This is a genomic window from Aquimarina brevivitae (genome assembly GCF_004216895.1).
GTDB lineage: Bacteria > Bacteroidota > Bacteroidia > Flavobacteriales > Flavobacteriaceae > Aquimarina > Aquimarina brevivitae.
This window is the reverse complement of sequence record NZ_SGXE01000001.1, coordinates 771,723-791,756: the sequence shown is the minus strand read 5'-3', so window position 1 is coordinate 791,756 and position 20,034 is coordinate 771,723. Positions and strand designations below refer to the sequence as shown.

The window sequence follows — 20,034 nt, the reverse complement described above, 5'->3', positions numbered from 1 at the left end:
AAAATATGCCATTTGCTGATAAATATAAACAAATGGCATATATTAATAGTTCAGGAGATTTACTTAAACCGATGCGTTTTAGTTTGAGTCGGGTCAATAGTAGTATCATCATCATCCCCATTACCTGTATTAGCGCAATAACCGTAATATCCGCCTTTAATTGCAGAAGTATTGGTTAATTCGGTGACCTGAATTTTGTGAAGCGTGAGTTTGTTGACTGCTTTTTTCATAACGTAAAAATTTAAGTGATTTGTTTGATTTGTATGACTGCTAAAGTACTCTTAAAATTGATAAAAAAAAGAGAGAGATTCTTCAAATTTATAAATTTCAAGCACTTTACATTCTTAAAAAAGCAAGTATAACCTATTGATTACCAGTATTTTTTTCCAACTGCTTGATAAAGAAGGATGGATAAATACCGGTTTGCTTATAAAAGGCATTGGAGAAGGATTGGGCCGTATTGAATCCAAATTCACTGGCAATAGCCTTGATGGTGTAGGAGCGTAAAACTGAATCTTCTTTTAACTTTGCCACTGCATAATCCACTCTCAGCTTATTAATATAATGCGCAAAAGAAGTTTGTTTTTCCGCATTGATAATTTTTGAGAGGTAAGCACTATTGGTATTCAATTCTTTAGCCAGCGAGCTAAGCGTATACTGTTTATTGATAAACTTTTTAGACGCCTCAAAATGGGCTAAGCGTTCTAAAATAGTGTTCACCAAATCCTCTGGTAAATCAGTAGCTTTTTTAATTACTTCTTTAGTTTCTGGTGCTACTTCAACTTCAATTTTGCTTTCTTGAATATCTTTTGGTTGTTGGGCAATCAAGGCCTGATAGCGCTTTTTATTGACAATATTTTTACGGGCAAAATAGAAAACACCCAATACTAAGGCTAAGGAAAATAATCCCAAAATAGAAATGGTAGTGTTGCTTAAGCTCTGATCTTCTTCTAATTCCTTTATTAATTTTTCTTTTTGACCTAGTAACTTTGGAGTTTCATATTGCTCCACTATTTTTCTACTGAGATTTTTTGGTCGTCGTTTTATTATACTATCTACAACTAAGAGCTTTTCAATAATCTCTAGTTGTTTGTCCTTATTTCCCTTATTCTGATACTTTTTTAATAGTATTTGATATGCTGTCTCCGCTTGTAAAATAACCTGGGGTTCTTTTTGGTATACGGAATCGATTTTATATAAGTACTTCAAAGATTTATCTTCAATATTTAGAGAATCATACACATAACTAATTCGTTGGTAGTTTCGACACAATGAAATTTTTTTATTATCAGGTATTACTTTTTCACATTTTAAAAGACTGTCCAATGCAGTTTTATATTTTTTTTGCAAAATTTTGGTTCCACTAAAGGCCAAAAGAAAATGTGGGTACAAATACTTATCACTATCTATACTGGCTTTTAATCCTAACCTACTATAGTGCTCAGCAGAATCCAACTTTTCTAATAAAATAAAACCATTTGCAAGAGCATATAACGACTTAAGATATTGCTTTTTATATCTTTTTTTATTTTTTTCCTCCTCAAAAAACTTGATGTTTTCCTTAAAAATCAAAAATGCCTCATTAAACTCATTAGTATTATTTTTTAAAATTCCAACATAATGCCGGATAACTAATTGTTTAAAAAAGTTCTCTTGATTTTTATAATAATTATCTGCTATTAAATAATTCTCTAGAGCCCTATCGTAATCAGCAGTATAATACAATTGTATCCCCTTTTGCAAATACCCCTCTGCAGGATAGATTGTATTGTCTTTTAAATCCTTAGTAACTTGTATAATGCTGTCCGCATAAGCCACCGCCCGCTTGGAGTGCGTAAATGCTTCTGTTAAGAAAAGGTAGGTGTCTGCCAGGGCTATGGGATCATTATCTTTTTTGATCGCAGTGGTGTATTGATGGGCAAGTTGTATTTTTCGCTGTCGATCGGTTTCCTTTTTGATCAATTCTTCAATAGCCCCATTGACTGATCCGGATGTTTTTTGCTCCTGATCTTGTGCTTTAACCGTAATGGCAAGCAAAAAGAAAACAAGCATATACATAACTAGCTTAGCGTATTTTCTATCTAAGAATAAACTTAACTGACTGACTGACATTACAAGGGAAATTTGTCAAAAGTACTACTTTCTGCGCACAAAACTAACACTTTATGCACAACTTTAAATTTATAAATCTAAAGCTTGAATTTATAAATTTCAAAAATATCGACTTGTTTTTCGCCTAATTCTGCCGCTATATTTGAGATATCAAAAAACGAACAATTCACTACAGGTTTTATCAAGTGGCATTTAGTCTTTACAATCTAAATACATATTTAATCTAAACTTAATAGTGGTTCATAAATCATCTGGTCACATCAAAAAAAGGGCAGTTATGTATTTCAATCAAAAACAAAAGTTATGTAAGATCATGAATTATCCTACAAGCCGATAGTTAACATATGGTATTACGCATTCTGTTAATATAACCCAGGCTTTTCATCAATCACAAATCAAAAAACGAACTCATAATGGACATCAACAATCAAACGCTGGACTGGAATTCTCCAGACATTTTAATGCAAATCGCAACACATTTGGAAAGCCCAATCAAATCTATTGTAGAGGCAAGTCATAAGATTTTAAGACAACGTAGAGCTGAAGACATCAACGTTGAACAAACGACTGACAACACAACTGAGATTTTGATATCTAATACCAAAGAACTCTCAGACTTAATAAAAGAAGTAGTGCAGGCAGCACAATCAAAATCTGTAAAAATTGCAGAAAAAAACATACCGGTCATTTTTAAAATCTGCAAAAAAAATGATTTTATACAATCCCAATGCAAAAAAAATGGGATTGATCCCTCTAAAATATCCAAACCCGATCAACTGTGGCTCTTCAATTTTGAACAGATAGTCTTAGATCAAATAAAAAAAGGACAGCTTAGTTTATCTGATTTATCATATGATCTGGCGATAAGTGAACGGCAACTACATCGCAAATGCAAAACCCTGCTAGGATTAACACCCAATAAATATATAAGGATATTGAGATTGCACTGGGCTAAGGAATTTATTGATCAATATAGTTATGATACTATCTCGGAGATCGCCTATGCGGTTGGCTATTTTGATACCCATTATTTTTCTAAATTATTTTATAAGCAATATGGTACTGTCCCAAAAAAAATGCTAGCAGCAAAAGCATAAAAGAAATCAGCAAACTGCATATTATCTACTATTGTGTTGAGTTATATAGCAAAAAAAAGCAGTGTTGCTTAAAACACCCGGTGACCCGGGTGTTTTTTTATAGTGTCAAATGCGGCAGTAGTATTGGCAGTTTTAACAATAATAACCTAAGTAATTTGCAATAAATTAATAAACATATCATTATGGAACTTTCACAAAATCAACAAAAAGTAAACCAGTATCTGGTAGATATAATTGCCAAGGCATGGGAAGATGAAAACTTTAAACAATCTTTAATTAATAACCCTATGGAAGTAATTACAAAACACACCAAAGGAGCCCTTAAAATCGATACGGAAAACATTGTAGTTATTGATCAAACCGATGATAATACAACGTATATAAACATCCCCAAGAAACCAAATATTGATGACCTGGAGTTAAGTGAGGATCAACTAGATATGGTATCAGGTGGTGGCACAATGCAAGCAGTTGGGCCAGTTGAAGAATGGATTGCTGGAGCGATTGCCTCTGCAGTAGCGTTTGGTGTTAGTTTAGGAGAAAGCATTGGTGGTAATTAATAAACATATATCATAAAGCCTATAAAAGAAAGAATAAATAGTATACAAGAGTAGCGTGAATTGTTGACACGTTTGATTTGTATCTCAGAAGCTTGTTAACAGTAAGATATATCTTAAAGTTTCTGTCATAAAGCGATTGTGCCAATAATGCAATCGCTTTTTTGTTTCTACACCACCGAATTGTCAGTTCTGGCTGAGTAGATGGCAGTTTTACATAAGGCTAGTCAAATATCTTAGCTTACTAGAAATTAGTAACAATGATCCTTACAACTTAAAAACATAACAACATGAAAAAAGTACTCTTTCTATTAGGACACTTAACGGATTTGGACATTGAATGGATGATCCATAATGGAAGCAAGAAAAACCTGAAAAATCACGAAGAGCTGATCAGTAAGGGTGAAGAAATAGAAAACATATATATCATCCTATCTGGTAAACTTTCTATAACTGATGGAAAACAAGAAATTGCAGCCATCGGTCCGGGCGAAATTGTAGGAGAAATGTCCTTTTTGGAATCCCGTGCTCCTTCTGTTTCTGTGATAGCTGCAGAAGAAACCGTAGTATACAGTATTTCCAGGGCCGTAATGAATGAAAAGCTAGATACGGATCTTGAATTTAGATCCAACTTTTACTACTCCCTGGCATTGTTTTTATCCAACAGGCTTCGAAAAACGACCAATAAATTAGGGTTTGAATCTCCTGATGAAGAAGATATGATAGACACCAATGTATTAGATGGTGTAGCCCAGGCAGGTGCTCGTTTTAGTCAAATACTAAACAAATTTTCAGAAGTATAATACTTAATCTATGAACCAAAAGATAGTCTTTTTTAGTGTAGTGTTTCTTAGCGCTATTAATAGTTATTGTCAAAATCAATTCAGTGGAGACTTAGTAGAATTGACTAAATTAACGTTGGATAAAAGTCCATTAATCCAAAGAAATGAATTGGTTATTCAAAATGCTACAGGAAACGTACGCGTACAACGTAGTGCATTTGATTTTAATTTATTCTCTAGTCTTTCCTTGTCCAACAATAAAAGTTATCTCTTTGCAGCTGATCCCAGAACGAGTTTATTTGATGATGATGCCATTGCTACTAACAGTTCAAGTTTTTCGTTAGGAGTACAACGAAAGTTTAGGTTTGGATTGTTAGCCTCAGTAAGTTTAGATTATGATCAGATTTCTAATAATTTTCCGTTTAATCAGCTAAATATCAATACCGGCCCTGATGTATCTGACCACACTGTAGGCGCTACATTTTCATTAACACAACCCTTATTTAGAGGCGGTGGATATAAAGTCAATACAGCGCTAGAAGAAGGCTCTAAATTAGAGGTAGAAAGTAGCGAGAATAATTTTGAATTAAACACTTCTTTTGAGTTACTACAAACCGCTAATTCCTATTGGCAATATCTTGCAGCTTTTGAAAACTTAAAAATCTTCAAAGAAAACGAAGCTCGTGTAAGAAACGTATTGAATATTACAGAAGAACTAGTAAAGGCTGACAAAAAACCTGCTGGAGACCTAGTACAAATTCAAGCGGATTTAGCAAATCAAGAGCGGCTAACAACATTAGCGACACAAAATTTTTACAATGCAAAATTAAATCTGGGCAGGGCAATTGGATTAAGTGACGAAGAAAGTAAGAATATTGGTGACCCGATTAACTCTTTTCCTACTATTGATGGCTCAGGCTTTACTGAAAACTTGAGTACCCAACAAATGCTTGCGTTAGCCAAGGAAAACAGAAAGGATCTTACTGCTTTTGACAATATTAAAGAGGCATTAGAATTAAGACTTCATTTAGCAAATAATGAACTGAAACCTCAACTGGATCTAACTGGATTTGCCTCTTATGGAGGATTAAATACCGGTAATGGATTAAACCAGGCTTTTAATGCTTTTAGTGATCGCGAGGGTAGAAATTATGGTGTGGGGGTACGCTTAAACTTTGCATTTCCAGTAAACAACAACCTGGCTCGTGGTAATTACATTATTAGTAAAACGGCTTTAGAGGATCAAGAAATTGCCTATGATAACTTACTGCGTAATATTAACCTAAATGTCAGCATTGCTGTCAATAACCTTAAAAATAACGTATTGACCTTGACAAAGGCTAAAGAAACCTTGGACTATTCGCAAAATGTATTTAAGAATGAGCAAATAAAGTTTCAGAATGGATTGACTACCTTATTGAATCTTATTCTATTTCAGGAACGGTTGACTTTTGCACAACGCGATTATTTACAAGCTCAGCAACAGTTTGCTTCTTCTATAGCCAATCTACGATATGAAACCGGCACATTAATCAATATAGATGAAGATCGTACAATATCAACTATTGATAAAACCATTTTTTACAACATTCCAAATAACATCAACAATTAATTATCATAAAAACATATAGTCATGGCAGCAGGATTTTTTAGAAAAGCAGCATTAGAAAAGCTTTCCACACCAGAGAAGTTAGATCAACTGATTAAAATCACAGGACCTAAAGCCTGGATTGCATTAACAACTATTGCCCTTTTATTATGTACAGGTATTGGATGGGCCTTTTTAGGCACGGTTAAAACCAAACTAAATGTAACAGGAGTTTTACTCGGTGGAGAAATACACGAAGTCGTTTCTACCTCTCAAGGACAATTAGTAGATCTTAAAGTAAACATAGGTCAAGAGATACAAGAAGGAGATGTTGTTGCCGTAATTGAACAACCAGAACTACAACAAGAAATTGAAGCAGTCAAAGCAACTTTAAAAGAGCGTAAACTTGAATTAGAGCAATTATTATCCTTCGGTAATCAAGATACACGTCTGCAAACTGAGTTCATAGAACAACAGCGCACCAGCATCGATTTACAAATAGAGACTAATAAAAAGAATTTAAACTTTTTAAAGAATCAATTACAAACAGAAAATGATCTGCTAGAAAAAGGACTAATCACACGGTCTCAAATTATGAACACTGAACAGCAAATTGAAAGCGCAAAAAATAGTATTGAAAGCTTAAAAGCACAGCGTGTACAAACCTCTAGCCAAAAATTGAATCTTGGATTTGATTTAGAACAACGTATTAACATTAGTAAACAGCGCATAGCCGAAACTGTAAGAAGACAAAAACACCTTGAAGAACGCTATGATATTCAAACCAATATCCGAAGTTCATATAGCGGTCAGGTAGTAGAATTACTTACTGACAAAGGTATCGTTGTCGGTCAGGGAACTCCTTTATTTAAACTTAAAAACCAAAATAGCATTACCGGTGATAAACTACATGGGGTACTTTATATCCCCTCACAAGATGGTAAAAAGATAAAAGTAGGCATGGAAGCTTTAGTCGTTCCTTCGACAGTACAACCACAAGAATACGGTTTTATGAAAGGAAAAGTAACCTACGTATCTGATTTTCCTGTTACTCAACAAGGAATGATGACTTCGGTAAAAAATGATCAATTGGTTAGAAGTTTACTTTCTATGGGAGCACCTTTCGAGGTTTATGTAGAATTTGAAAAAGATCCTAATTCTCCCAGTGGTTTTAAATGGACTTCAGCAGAAGGCCCTCAAATAGCCATTAACGAAGGAACATCTTGTATGGGTAAAATAACGGTGGATAAAGAACCTCCTGCAACTATCGTTGTACCCGCCTTGAAGAAATTCTTCGATCTATACTAAACAAAAGACCAGGAAAAATGAGCGAAAAGAAAGACATAAAAATAAAACCAGTTAAAACCCCTACGGTATTGCAGATGGAAGCCGTAGAGTGTGGAGCAGCTGCATTGAGTATTATCCTAGGATACCACGGAAAATTTGTTCCGCTTGAAAAGTTAAGAATTGCCTGTGGTGTCTCTAGAGATGGGCTAAAGGCCACCAATGTTTTAAAAGCAGCAAGAGAATTTGGTTTAAAAGCAAAAGGATATGCCAAATCTTTAGATAAACTCAAAGAAATGAAGGTTCCTGCCATAATATTTTGGAACTTCAATCACTTTTTAGTGCTCGAAGGGTTTTCGAAAAACAAAGTATACCTATCCGATCCAGCACAGGGTAGATATCATGTTAGTCACGACGAATTCGATGATGCCTATACCGGTGTGGTATTGATACTTGAACCGGATGAACATTTCATAAAAGGAAATGAGAAAAAAGGATTGATGGCTTCATTAGGATCGAGAATTTCTAATTCTAAATTAAGCCTAACTTACATTATTTTGGCAAGCTTATTTTTGGTCATTCCTGGACTTGTAATACCCTCATTTACCAAAATATTTATAGATAAATACCTGGTTAATGGAGTAAGTGGATTTGTAATGCCATTATTATTGATAATGGGATGTATTTTAATAGTTAATGCGGTATTGACTTATTTACAACAATACTACCTGCTGCGATTAGAAACCAAACTAGCCTTAACCACATCAAGTAAATTTTTATGGCATATCTTTCATTTACCTATAGCGTTTTTTACGCAACGATACAGTGGCGAAGTTGCCAGTAGAGTAAGTTTAAATGACAAAGTAGCCAGATTGCTTAGTGGAGATCTTGCCAATGCAGCGCTAAATGTAATTGTGGTAGTTTTCTATGCTATGTTAATGTTTTCCTATGATGTCTTATTAACACTTATTGGAATTACTATGGCTGCAATTAATATTGTAGCGCTACAATTAGTATCGAGAGCACGCAAGGATGGTAATCGAAGAATGGTCAATGAAAGTGGAAAATTATTAGGTACTACAACCTCTGGTATTAGTATGATCGAAACCCTAAAAGCCTCAGGTAGAGAAAGTGATTTCTTTACTACCTGGACCGGATACTTAGCCAAAGTAATGAATGCACAACAAGAGCTAGGTTGGTTAACTACAAGACTCAATGTAATTCCTCCTCTATTAATGTCCCTTACTACAACAATCATAATGGTCTTTGGTGCCGTTCGTGTTATGGATGGACAAATGACGCTAGGAATGCTGGTAGCCTTTCTATATCTAATGAACAACTTTATGCGGCCAGTAAACCAATTGGTAACTGTGGGTAGTACATTACAAGAAACTGAAGGGGATATGAATAAAATTGATGATGTATTGAATTATGAAACCTCAGAGGAATTTGATGTAGAGCAAGCAGTAGATGAGTTAATTGAAGACAATAATGTTCCCTCAAGTGAAGAGCTACAAAAAGCGATTGATAACGTACCTATAGCTGATAAGCTTACGGGATACTTTGAAATGAAAAACATCACCTTTGGGTACAATACAACTATGCCTGCTTTAATTGAAGATTTCAATTTAACATTGAAACCCGGTAGCCGAGTTGCTTTAGTGGGCGGTTCAGGAAGTGGTAAGTCTACTGTTGCCAAATTAGCTTCTGGTCTTTTTCAGCCCTGGAGTGGTGAGGTATTATTTGATGGTCGACCCAGAAAAAAAATCCCCAGACACGTTCTCACCGAGTCCTTAGCCGTTATTGACCAAGAAGTACTGATGTTTAAAGGAAATATTAAGGAAAACATCTCCTTTTGGGATGATCGAATACCTGAACACGACATCATACAATCAGCAAGAGACGCGGCCATACACGATGTCATTGCATCCCGAGCGAATGCCTATGATAGCGAGGTCATGGAGCGAGGCGCTAACTTTAGCGGTGGTCAACGACAACGCCTAGAAATTGCCAGAGCACTATCATTAAATCCTTCTATTTTAATAATGGACGAAGCAACTAGTGCATTAGATCCTAAGTCAGAAAAAATGGTTATGGATAACATTAAAAGAAGAGGTGCTACTTGTCTGATTGTAGCACATAGACTAAGTACCATATTAGATTGTGATGAAATCATTGTAATGGAATATGGAAAAATTGTAGAACGAGGATCACACCAGGAACTTATTAACCTTAATGGTGTGTATACAAAACTAATCGACGCAAAATAAATCTACTACTATGTTCGAAAAAGAGAAAATACAGTTAGGAGTTAATAAATCTATGGTTCTAAATGAATTCGATAGATTTTGGATGGTGACCTCAGGAGAAGTAGATATATATTATACCCGAGTTGCTTATGATGGTTCATATAAAACCAATCTTCAACATTTTTACAGAGCAAAACAAGGCGAACTCATCTTTAATTTGATTACCACTGAGCAATCTGAAGATATGAGGTTTATTCTTAGTAGCCCTAAAGCAAGCTTGCTAGCTATCAACAAGAATAAGCTATTTGATATCAATAAAATCTTTTTACAACAATTAATTGATAAGTGGATATTAAAAACATCTTTTGCATTACTCAATCATAATGCGCCTAGAGTTTATGAGACATTAGACCACAACAGCTCGGTTCTTATTGAAAAAAGTAAAATTGCTTACCCATCAAAAGGATTAAAATGGTGTATTGTTGAAGAAGGAGAAGTACTAAAATTTAACGGTTCACTAGCAGAAGATCAAAGCGAGAAAAAATACCCTTTTGTTGTTTCTAGCAATCTTTGGATCAAAACAACTGATAAAAAAGCAAACGTAATGGTAATGGACACTATAAAGGTGTTAGAAGATGAAATTTTCTTTATGTTATCATTACAAGAGCTACAGAATTTTTTCTATTCTAAACTACTGTATAAGGACGAAACACAAAGAAATAACTTACATGAAAGAATTAAACAAAAAGTAAAGCTAGAAGATGAACGATTAACCTCATCACTACAAAAATTAAAGTCTATTGTCAGTGGAGATCCTAAAAAACATATTGATGTATCGTTTACTGAAAAAAGTAGTGATAATCCTTTATTTAAAGCTTGTCAATTTATTGGTAACGAAATAGGATTTGACTTTAAGCCACCATCTTTTACAGATGATTTTAATACCAATACTACAAATCAATTATTTTCAATAGCACAGGCATCAAATGTTAGAGCTCGTAAAATTATTTTAAGAGGTACTTGGTGGAAAGAGGAAAATGGACACTTACTTGGTTTTTTAAAAGATGAAAAAACACCTGTTGCTTTAATTCAAAAAAGCAATCAAAAATACATATTAAAAAACCCTACAACAGGTGAAGAAATACCGGTTACGTCAGAGATAGCGAACCAATTGGATCCAATTAGCTATATGTTCTTTTACGGATTTACCGGCAGTATGAATTCTATTAAAAAAATATTGGGATTTGCCTTAAAAGGATTAAAAAATGATGGCCGATTTTTGCTTCTAGCTGCTTTATCGGGCAGTATATTGGGGTTATTAGTACCCGTATTGTCTGGAGTTCTTTTTGATGATGTAATCCCTACTGCAGATCGATCAATGTTAGTTGAAGTCTTTATTATTATGGTTATGGTTGGGGTTGTAACAGCTGGATTACAATTAATACGCGGAGTGCTTCAATTACGTGTGGAAACAAAATCCAGTATCAATCTACAGGCCGGTGTTATGGATCATTTATTGAGGTTACCTGTGACCTTTTACAAAAAATATACATCAGGAGATCTTACGAATCGAGCACTAAGTATAAATAGTATAAGGCAAATCTTATCCAACACCGTTTTGATGACCATATTAAGCGGAGCATTTTCTGTAGTGAATTTAGGTCTTTTGTTTTATTATGAATCTAGTTTAGCATGGATCGGTGTTGGTTTAGCCTTATTAGCAGTAGTGGTCATAACAGGATTAGGCTGGTTAAAATTAAAATATGACCGAGAAATCTCCGATCATCAAGGAGAAATTCAAGGTTTTTTATTCGAATTCTTATCTGGTATTACAAAAATTAGAATAACTGGTGCAGAACGAAGAGTATTTACCCTATGGGCGGACCGTTTTTCTAAATTGAAATATTTAGGGTTTAAATCCGGAAGCTACCAAAACTTTGTAGAGACATTTAATGGTTCCTATCCTTTGGTAACCAATATTTTCTTTTTCTCATTCATTTACTACACGGTTATCAATGCAACCACAGCAACGACCATGCTCTCTGTTGGTGCATTCATGGCGTTCATAAGTGCTTTCAATCAATTCTTAAATGACTGTTTAAAAATGAGTATGGCCTTAATTTCCTCCTTAAATATGGTAAGTCTATATGAACGAGTTAAACCTATACTCAATGAAGAAACAGAGTCAACGGAAGGAACTACAGATCCTGGTGAGTTATCTGGTGAAATTGAGATGAACTCTGTCTCATTTAGATATCACAGTGAACAACCACTGATACTTAATGATATTTCATTTCATATCAAACCAGGAGAAATGGTAGCCTTTGTCGGAACTTCAGGAAGCGGTAAATCCACCGTAATGCGATTATTATTAGGTTTTGAAGAACCTGAAGTTGGATCTATATATTATGATGGACAAGCTTTTGATGCTATGAATAAAGATCTGGTAAGAAGACAAATCGGTGTAGTACTACAAAATGGTGCTTTAATGTCTGGAAGTATTTACAAAAATATCGTTGGAAACTCTGAATTAACCTTAGAAGATGCCTGGGAAGCAGCCCGAATGGCTGGTATGGAAGACGATATTAAGCAAATGCCTATGGAAATGCACACATTTATTAGTGAAGGAGCTGGAACCTTTTCTGGTGGACAACGACAGCGTCTTATGATTGCCAGAGCTATTGCGCATAAACCAAGATTACTATTTATGGATGAAGCGACCAGTGCTTTAGATAATAGAACGCAAAACATAGTATCAGAGAGCTTGGATAAGTTACAAGCTACGCGCATTGTAATTGCACATCGTTTAAGTACTGTGGTAAACGCAGACAAAATATTTGTAATGGATAAGGGTACAATTGTAGAAGCTGGAAACTATGATGAATTAATGGATCAAAGAGGGGTATTCTATAACCTTGCAAAAAGACAAATTGCTAATGCTTAATAGCTAAATTAATATGTGTATAAAAATCAATACATATGATGTTTTAAAAACATACACCAATGATAATAATATTATTGATGAATTAGTTAGGTATACACATAACAAGTTTATCCAAGATGATCGTAATTATGGTTCTAACAACTGTAAAGAATTGCTGTCGGAGTCAAATATTGGGTTAGATATAAAAAAAACAACATCAGTTTTTAAACATTTAAAATCCAATTGGGTAAAGTTTCATTTTCCTATACAAAAAAATATTTCCAAACATCCTGAATACAAGGATGCTACGCTAAAAGGGATTCCGGTTGAAAGCCTTTCAATAGCGACTGGATTACAATTAAATGCACCTGAACAACTTAAGCTTTCTACATACCAGAGTATAGGAGGTAAGGTTTCCATTGTAACCGTACCCGATAGCGAAGACTTTAAGACAGTTATTCGTGCCTTATGTCATAAAAATGAACCGGTAAAAATTCCAGATTCCATGGGGGCAGCTATGATTAAAGGTATCATCAATTGGAAACGTATTGTTGAATTAAAACGTGAGTGGGAAACAACAAACTTAACAGGGAGCTGGGGGCACTATTTTAAAAAACATATTGTCCCTAAAACAGATCTTTATAAAGATAAAGTAATTGTATTAAGTACCAAACCATATAGTAATTGTAAAGCAGAAGCGTTTAACCTAAAAGAAAAAGAATGGATAACACACTCTATTAATATACGGCTATACCACGAATGCTTTCACTTGTTTACTCTTAAAGAGTATGGAACTATGGCCAATAATATGCACGATGAACTAATAGCGGACTATTATGGTATTCGTAGAAGTATTGGTTCCTTTAAAAAACAATGGCTTTTACAGTTTATTGGCTTAGAAGAATATCCCAACTATAGAAAAGGTGCTCGTCTGGAAAATTACCTCGGGATTCCACCCTTGTCCGATAAAGCATTTGAAATTCTTCAAACTTTACTAAAAAATGCCATAGATAATTTATCCGCCTTTGACCAAACCTTAGGCACAGATCTTTCTGATAAAGAAATGATCCGAGTTCTTAAAACCTTATGTTCAACAGACCTGATAGCTTTATCGTCTAACCGAGGACCAAAGCTACTACAGTCAACTTATGAAAAACTTCACCATCTAACTTATAATCAAGTATGAAGAACGAAAGGTTATTACAAGAGGTTCAGGATATCCTGGGAAATATTTCGAATGCATTGGATGCAGAAAGAAGCTCAATATTTTTATACAATGCGCAAAAACAAACCTTGGAGAGCTTTGTTGCACAGGGCATAGACAACATCGTGATTTCGATACCATCTCATAAAGGAGTGGTTGGTAAAACGTTTAGCACAGGTAAATATCAAATAGTTAACAATACTAAGCAGAGTAAGGCATTTGACAACTCCTCTGATAAACAATTACAGTTTATCACTAGATCTATCATAAGCGTTCCTGTGTACAACAAATCAGAGAAGTGTATTGGCGTAATTCAATGTATTAATAAGAAAAAAGGAGCGTTTGACTTAAAAGATTTAAAGATATTACAGGGGTTTGCCTCTACATTATCTTTAGTCATAAAAAACAAACAATTATATCACGCCAGTGAACAACTAAAAAACAACTTTTCTACACTCCTGGATGTATTTGGGGCTATTTCGTCTGAACTAGAATTAGACAGCTTAATACCTTTAATTATGGCAAAGGCTGCAGAGATTACCGGAGCTGACCGCAGCTCGCTATTTTTTATGGATCATACCACAGGAGAGCTTTGGACCGTTTATGCCAAAGGACTTGAGAAAAAGGTAGTGAGAACCAAAAAGGGTATTGTAGCCCAGGTAGCCAAAGAGAAAAAAGCGCTTATTGTTAATGAGCCATACAGCAACCCATTGTTTAACCCTGCTATTGATAAAAAAACCGGATATACTACCCGGTCTATATTAAGCGTTCCGGTGTTTCAGGCAAACAATGAAATCTTAGGGGTAATTCAAGTCATTAATAAGCTTGATGGAAACTTTGATAAAAGAGACCTGTCCATACTTCAGGGGTTTGCTAGTCAAATACGTATTGCCATTGAAAATGCTAAACTATTTGACGAAGTTCATAACGTAAAAAATTACTTAGATGTTTTAGTACAAAATCTTGACAACGCTATAGTTACTGTAGATCTATCCGGACACATTAAAACGGTCAACCAGACTTTTTATACTATGTTTGGTTTGGATAGTTCAGAAAATGTTATTAATAAACACGTTAAAGAACTTCACACTTCGCTGAGCCCATTATTTAAGCATTATATAAATACGATATCAACTGGTAAAAAAGAATATCAAGACGAGATTGAGATACAAACAATCGCATCCAAAAATGTAGTTGTTAATTTAAGTGTGCTGCCTATGCAGGATCTAAATGGAAATATCATCGGAGCTATTCAGGTGTTTCAAGACATTTCTAAAGAAAAAAGAATTCGTGCTAACCTTAGTAGATATATTCCTAACCATTTGGTTAATGAGGTAATCAATAAAGATGAATTATCCATGTTAAAGGGTAAATATGGAAAATCTACTATTTTATTTTCTGATATCCGAAATTTCACTTCTTTAACCGAGGAACTAGGGGCTATACAAATCGTAGAATTACTCAATAAGTATTTCAATGCAATGATCACTTCCGTTTATAAATACGACGGAATTTTAGACAAGTTTATAGGAGATGCTATTATGGCGGTTTTTGGTATTCCTTATCCAGGTCAAAAAGATCCTGCAAACGCGATCCATAGTGCGTTGGATATGTTTGAAATGTTGAGGAAACTTAATGTAAAAAATGAAAAGCAACCTATCCTAAATATAGGAATTGGCATTAGTACCGGCAATGTAGTTTCCGGTAATGTAGGATCTGAAAAGCGGTTTGAATATACCGTGATTGGCGATGCTGTAAACCTTGCTGCCCGATTAGAAAGTGCTACCAAAATATACAATGTAGATCTTTTAATATGCGAAGAAACCTACAACCAGGTAAAATCAAGCTTTCACTGTAGAGAAATTGATACACTACAGGTCAAAGGGAAACAAATTCCTGTTAAGATCTATACAGTATACAGTCGCAAAACAAAAGCATTAAGTAAGGACATTGCTGACTTTAACACTTATTTTTCTGCTGGATTAAAGGCATATAAAAATAAGTATTATGAAAAAGCATCACAAAACTTTAAAAAAGCGTATGACCTTCAGCCACAAGATGGTCCGACCCAACTTTTTATAAAACGCTGTGAAGCCTTCATAAAAAAAACAATCCCTGCAGGATAATAACGCTAAGAATATAGACGAATCACCCAAGCAATTCATAAGTTTTGTCAGTACAAATGACAATTTTAACAGTGAATAAAAATTTATATTTAATCAAATAATTACTTAAAAACAAAAAACAATGGAGTCACGCAAAGTAGAAGAATTGTTTCAGAAAATTGCCAAAAAAGCAATGAATGATTCTTCATTTAAGGAAAAACTAATAAATCAACCCGTACCAACTATAGAAAATTTTACGGGCGAGCAATTGAAGCTAACTGAACGTAAAATCTTAGTATTAACGAACCCTGCAGATAATTCAACAATAGAAATTGAAATTCCTGCTACACCATCTATTGAAGATATGGAATTGAATGAAGAGCAGCTTGATTTTATTTCAGGAGGAGGGGATCCTGGCGCCATAATTCAAGAGTAAACTAATGAATTACAAAGTTTTGCTCGCAATTAATAAAACTAAAATATAGTGAATGTAATTACAAACATACCCTATCTAAAAAAAGAGAAGCAAAATAGCATATTGTTTCTCTTTTTTCTTTTTTTATCAGCAACTTTTTTAGGTCAACATCAACAGGTGGAAACCAAAAAAGAAGTTATTGATAGCTTAATTACTGCAAGCAAGGCAGAAGTCAAAAAGGGGAATTATTCGAGCGCTATGCTTTTAGTAAAAAAAGGGTTGTCGGAAGCACAGACTATAAATATCGATAAATCCATTGCTGATTGTTTTAATCAAATTGCCACCATCTACTTTTATCAAGGCAGTTATTATGATGCCCTAGCAAATTTTGAAAACAGTAACTCTTTTTATAAAAAAGCCAATTTTAAAAATGGCATGGCATCTTCAACCAACAACAAAGGTGCTATACACTATTACCTCGGCAACTATTCAAAGGCATTAGACCATTATAAAATCGCATTAAAATTACACGAAGAATTGAATAATGAAGCAAAAGCAGCTGGTACTACCCAAAACATTGGTAATATCTATTTAATTCTAAAAGAATATACCAAAGCAAAACAATATTACGTCAAAGCAGAAAATATTTATCTAAAAACTGCCAATAATAAATCGCTTTCATTAGTACTAAGTAGTTTAGGAGATATAGAACTTAAAACAAAAAACTATACGAAAGCATTACACTACTTAGAAAAATCATTACAACTTGCCAAAGATAATGACGTAAAGCAAACCGAGGCTGAGGTGCTTTTTAACTTAGGTAAGTTGTTTGAAGCCCAGCAAAATTTAAAAAAATCATCCTTACACTACCAACAATCCTTAACTATTGCTAAAAAAGTTAAAAGTAGTAGACACCAGAGCTCTGCACTTATTGCTCTGGGGCAAATACAACATAAAAAAGGATTCTTGCAACAGGCTATCCAACTATGCGAAAAAGGACTAAATATTGCAAAAACAATTAGCTCAATATCTCAACAAAAAGAGGCTTGCGAATGTTTATACCTTGCCTATAAAAAAGCTAACAATCCTATAAAAGCATTGCTTTTTAATGAACAACATTATGTTTTAAAAGATAGCTTAAATCTCAAAACAACCTCTGATAAACTACTAAGTATGGAGTTTGAACGCGAGCAACTTTTAGACAGTATTGCTACTGCAGAAAAAGAAAGAGTTCTTAAATTAAAGCATCGTGAAGAAGTCAAGCGAAAAGAAACCCAACGCAATATCTTTATCATTGCTGTTTGTTTTGCAATACTTATCGCAGTTGCCATTTTTAGTCGCTTAAACTATGTCAAAAAATCAAAGGCTATATTACAACTTGAAAAAGATCGCTCAGAACATTTGTTACACAATATTTTACCTGTGGAAGTTGCAGACGAATTAAAAGAAAAAGGCTATGTCGACGCGCAGGACTTTGAAAAAGCCTCCATCCTTTTTACAGACTTTAAGTCTTTTACAGAGACTGCATCAAAGCTTAGTCCCAAAGCACTGGTACAAGAAATAAATGCCTGTTTCAAAGCTTTTGATGCCATTATGGAAAAATACGGAATTGAAAAAATAAAAACCATTGGTGATGCGTATATGGCTGCAGGGGGATTACCAAAACCAGATGCAACAGCGGTTAAGAAAACAATCCTGGCCGGATTAGAAATGCAAGAATTTATGGTAAAAAGAAATATTGAAAACAAATCGCTAAAAAAACCAGCGTTTGAGATGCGTGTTGGTATACACGTAGGTCCAATAGTTGCAGGTATTGTTGGCGTAAAGAAATTTCAGTATGATGTCTGGGGAGATACCGTAAATATTGCCAGCCGTATGGAAAGTAATAGTGAAGTAGGTAAGGTTAATATTAGCGAAAACACCTATCAAATGGTAATGTACGATCCCAACTTTACCTTTGAACATAGAGGAAAGATTAGTGTGAAGGGTAAAGGAGGGATGGAAATGTATTTTGTTGCCAGAAAAGCCAGTGTGCCACTTACCTACACTAATCGAAAAAAGGAATTAGTTTAGCACTCCCCTCTTTAACATACTAATTGTCAGTTCTTTTGGCAAATTTCTCAGATGTAATCGATTTACTTTTAAAAAACTAAAAATCAACTACTAAAGAGTTTTTTACAAAGCTTTTTAATGATTAACTATTTAAATCAAAAACATTATGAAAAACAACAAAAACATCAACAATCAAAAATTAAGTAACCTTAATAAGGAGTTACTTGAGAATGCAGTACTAAATGACAAGGAGCTTAGAAAAGTTACTGGAGGCTTCACTGGTGCCTGGGAAATTCAACTTGGACTTTTTGCATCACTGGCCGCACAAAAAATTGTAGACACTGTAGATGATTTATTTGGTGATTAGAAAAATTACGTAGAAAACCAAAAACGTCAGGTTTTTTGGCAATTTTATCAACTAATATCCAACTAGTTTTACCTCAAGAAATTCATAACAATAATAATCTTAAACAAATTAATTATGGAACTTACTAAAGAACAACAATTATTTCAATCAGTGATTGAAAAAGCTTGGGAAGATGCCGCTTTTAAGCAAGAGTTGATGGCAAATCCAGTAGCAACAATTGAAAACTTAACCGGAGCTAAATTAAATTTAGCTGAAGGAAAAACTCTAGTAGTACGAGATCAAAGTGATGATAGCACTTTATTTATAAACATTCCTGTAAAACAAGAGGTAGATGATGTGGAATTAAATGAAGAACAATTAGAAGCCGTTGCAGGGGGTACTTCAATACATAATCAATTGATCTTACCTAAATTCCCACCAGAAGGATGTTTTCCAACATTTCCTATAGATGATCCATTTATATAAACAATAATCATCATCAATCAAAAACATTAAAAATCGCCTTATGAGACTTGAAGAACAACAAAATTTGATTTACAATTTAATCGCCAAAGCTCAGGATGATGAAAGCTTCAAAAAGGAGCTAATCAACAATCCTAAACAAGCAATCAAAAATTTTAGCGGTATTGAATTGGATATTCCTGAAGGTAAACAAATTGTAGTACGAGATCAAACAGACACCTCTAAACTTTTTCTAAACATTCCTACCAATCCAGGTATAGATGACATGGAGCTTAACGAGGAGCAACTTGAGGCGGTTTCTGGCGGAGTTGGAACTATAATAGATTTTGGTGAATTAACCTTACCTATAATCGATTGCTTTCCAATACCAGCGGGTGAAGATAGACCTAAATAAGTCTTACTAATCAAATACTTCATTCAGTAAAGAGTTAAATAAGGACACAAAAAATTAAACTAATTCATTAATCAAAACAATTCAAAATCATGGAATTAACACGTGAAGAACAGTTACACGCTCAAGTAATTGAAAGAGCTTGGAACGATGCAGATTTTAAAAGAAACTTAATTGCAAATCCAGTTGAAACTATAGAAGCTGAAATTGGTCAAAAAATCAATATCCCAGAAGGTGAGAAGCTAGTAGTAGAAGATCAATCAGACGACTCAAAAATCTATTTAAATATCCCAAGAAAAATTGATGTAGATAGCTTACAGCTTACCGAAGAGCAATTAGAAATGGTTGCAGGAGGTATTACACCAACTTTCATAGCATTTGGATATGGATTTATGGCAGGAGTTGCTGTATACGCCGCTACATCATCAGACTAAATAAATATCATT

General features: G+C 34.3%; 17 protein-coding genes. 15 read left to right on the top strand and 2 right to left on the bottom strand.

All coding sequences use genetic code 11. The features are described from left to right. Positions 1–59 precede the first annotated feature (59 nt). Positions 60–230 carry a hypothetical protein gene (locus tag EV197_RS16975; RefSeq protein ID WP_165388987.1) on the bottom strand — a complete coding sequence of 57 codons (171 nt, stop codon included), beginning with the start codon at positions 228–230 and terminating at the stop codon, positions 60–62. Between the two features lie 133 nt (positions 231–363). Beyond that, positions 364–2,112 carry a helix-turn-helix domain-containing protein gene (locus EV197_RS03195; RefSeq protein ID WP_130285291.1) on the bottom strand — a complete coding sequence of 583 codons (1,749 nt, stop codon included), beginning with the start codon at positions 2,110–2,112 and terminating at the stop codon, positions 364–366. 413 nt (positions 2,113–2,525) lie between these two features. Between EV197_RS03195 and EV197_RS03190 the strand changes: the two genes are divergently transcribed. From EV197_RS03190 to EV197_RS03120, 15 genes are all read left to right on the top strand, one after another. After that, positions 2,526–3,209 (top strand): helix-turn-helix domain-containing protein, encoded by a 684-nt coding sequence (locus tag EV197_RS03190; protein ID WP_130285290.1) that lies wholly within the window; start codon positions 2,526–2,528, stop codon positions 3,207–3,209. Positions 3,210–3,391: 182 nt separating this feature from the next. Continuing rightward, on the top strand, positions 3,392–3,769 hold the full coding sequence (locus EV197_RS03185) for an NHLP leader peptide family RiPP precursor (protein WP_130285289.1): 378 nt from the start codon (positions 3,392–3,394) through the stop codon (positions 3,767–3,769). Positions 3,770–4,056: 287 nt separating this feature from the next. Further along, positions 4,057–4,569: a cyclic nucleotide-binding domain-containing protein gene (locus EV197_RS03180; protein WP_130285288.1), complete on the top strand. Its 513-nt coding sequence runs from the start codon at positions 4,057–4,059 to the stop codon at positions 4,567–4,569. Between the two features lie 10 nt (positions 4,570–4,579). Beyond that, entirely contained in the window at positions 4,580–6,160 is a 1,581-nt protein-coding gene (locus EV197_RS03175) for a TolC family protein (RefSeq protein WP_130285287.1), read from the top strand. 21 nt (positions 6,161–6,181) lie between these two features. Next, positions 6,182–7,444, top strand: a complete 1,263-nt coding sequence (locus EV197_RS03170) for an NHLP bacteriocin system secretion protein (protein ID WP_130285286.1) — start codon at positions 6,182–6,184, stop codon at positions 7,442–7,444. A 17-nt stretch (positions 7,445–7,461) separates the two neighbouring features. Next, a complete protein-coding gene (locus tag EV197_RS03165) occupies positions 7,462–9,690 on the top strand; it encodes an NHLP family bacteriocin export ABC transporter peptidase/permease/ATPase subunit (RefSeq protein WP_130285285.1) in 2,229 nt (742 codons plus the stop codon). Between the two features lie 10 nt (positions 9,691–9,700). Next, complete coding sequence (locus tag EV197_RS03160) at positions 9,701–12,613, top strand: NHLP bacteriocin export ABC transporter permease/ATPase subunit (protein WP_130285284.1); 2,913 nt, start codon at positions 9,701–9,703, stop codon at positions 12,611–12,613. Between the two features lie 13 nt (positions 12,614–12,626). Then, positions 12,627–13,778 (top strand): DUF7005 family protein, encoded by a 1,152-nt coding sequence (locus EV197_RS03155; RefSeq protein ID WP_130285283.1) that lies wholly within the window; start codon positions 12,627–12,629, stop codon positions 13,776–13,778. Beyond that, the gene (locus tag EV197_RS03150; RefSeq protein ID WP_130285282.1) at positions 13,775–15,922 is read left to right on the top strand and encodes an adenylate/guanylate cyclase domain-containing protein; all 2,148 of its coding nucleotides are present in this window, start codon (positions 13,775–13,777) and stop codon (positions 15,920–15,922) included. The genes EV197_RS03155 and EV197_RS03150 overlap by 4 nt, the downstream gene beginning before the upstream one ends. A gap of 121 nt (positions 15,923–16,043) precedes the next feature. Next, entirely contained in the window at positions 16,044–16,337 is a 294-nt protein-coding gene (locus EV197_RS03145; RefSeq protein ID WP_130285281.1) for a TOMM propeptide domain-containing protein, read from the top strand. Positions 16,338–16,385: 48 nt separating this feature from the next. Further along, entirely contained in the window at positions 16,386–18,389 is a 2,004-nt protein-coding gene (locus tag EV197_RS03140) for an adenylate/guanylate cyclase domain-containing protein (RefSeq protein ID WP_130285280.1), read from the top strand. Positions 18,390–18,534: 145 nt separating this feature from the next. Then, on the top strand, positions 18,535–18,735 hold the full coding sequence (locus EV197_RS03135) for a bacteriocin (protein WP_130285279.1): 201 nt from the start codon (positions 18,535–18,537) through the stop codon (positions 18,733–18,735). A gap of 114 nt (positions 18,736–18,849) precedes the next feature. Beyond that, positions 18,850–19,200 (top strand): NHLP leader peptide family RiPP precursor, encoded by a 351-nt coding sequence (locus tag EV197_RS03130; protein WP_130285278.1) that lies wholly within the window; start codon positions 18,850–18,852, stop codon positions 19,198–19,200. 40 nt (positions 19,201–19,240) lie between these two features. Then, the gene (locus EV197_RS03125; protein ID WP_130285277.1) at positions 19,241–19,591 is read left to right on the top strand and encodes an NHLP leader peptide family RiPP precursor; all 351 of its coding nucleotides are present in this window, start codon (positions 19,241–19,243) and stop codon (positions 19,589–19,591) included. Positions 19,592–19,680: 89 nt separating this feature from the next. Next, positions 19,681–20,022 carry a class IIb bacteriocin, lactobin A/cerein 7B family gene (locus tag EV197_RS03120; RefSeq protein ID WP_130285276.1) on the top strand — a complete coding sequence of 114 codons (342 nt, stop codon included), beginning with the start codon at positions 19,681–19,683 and terminating at the stop codon, positions 20,020–20,022. The last annotated feature ends 12 nt before the right edge of the window (positions 20,023–20,034 follow it).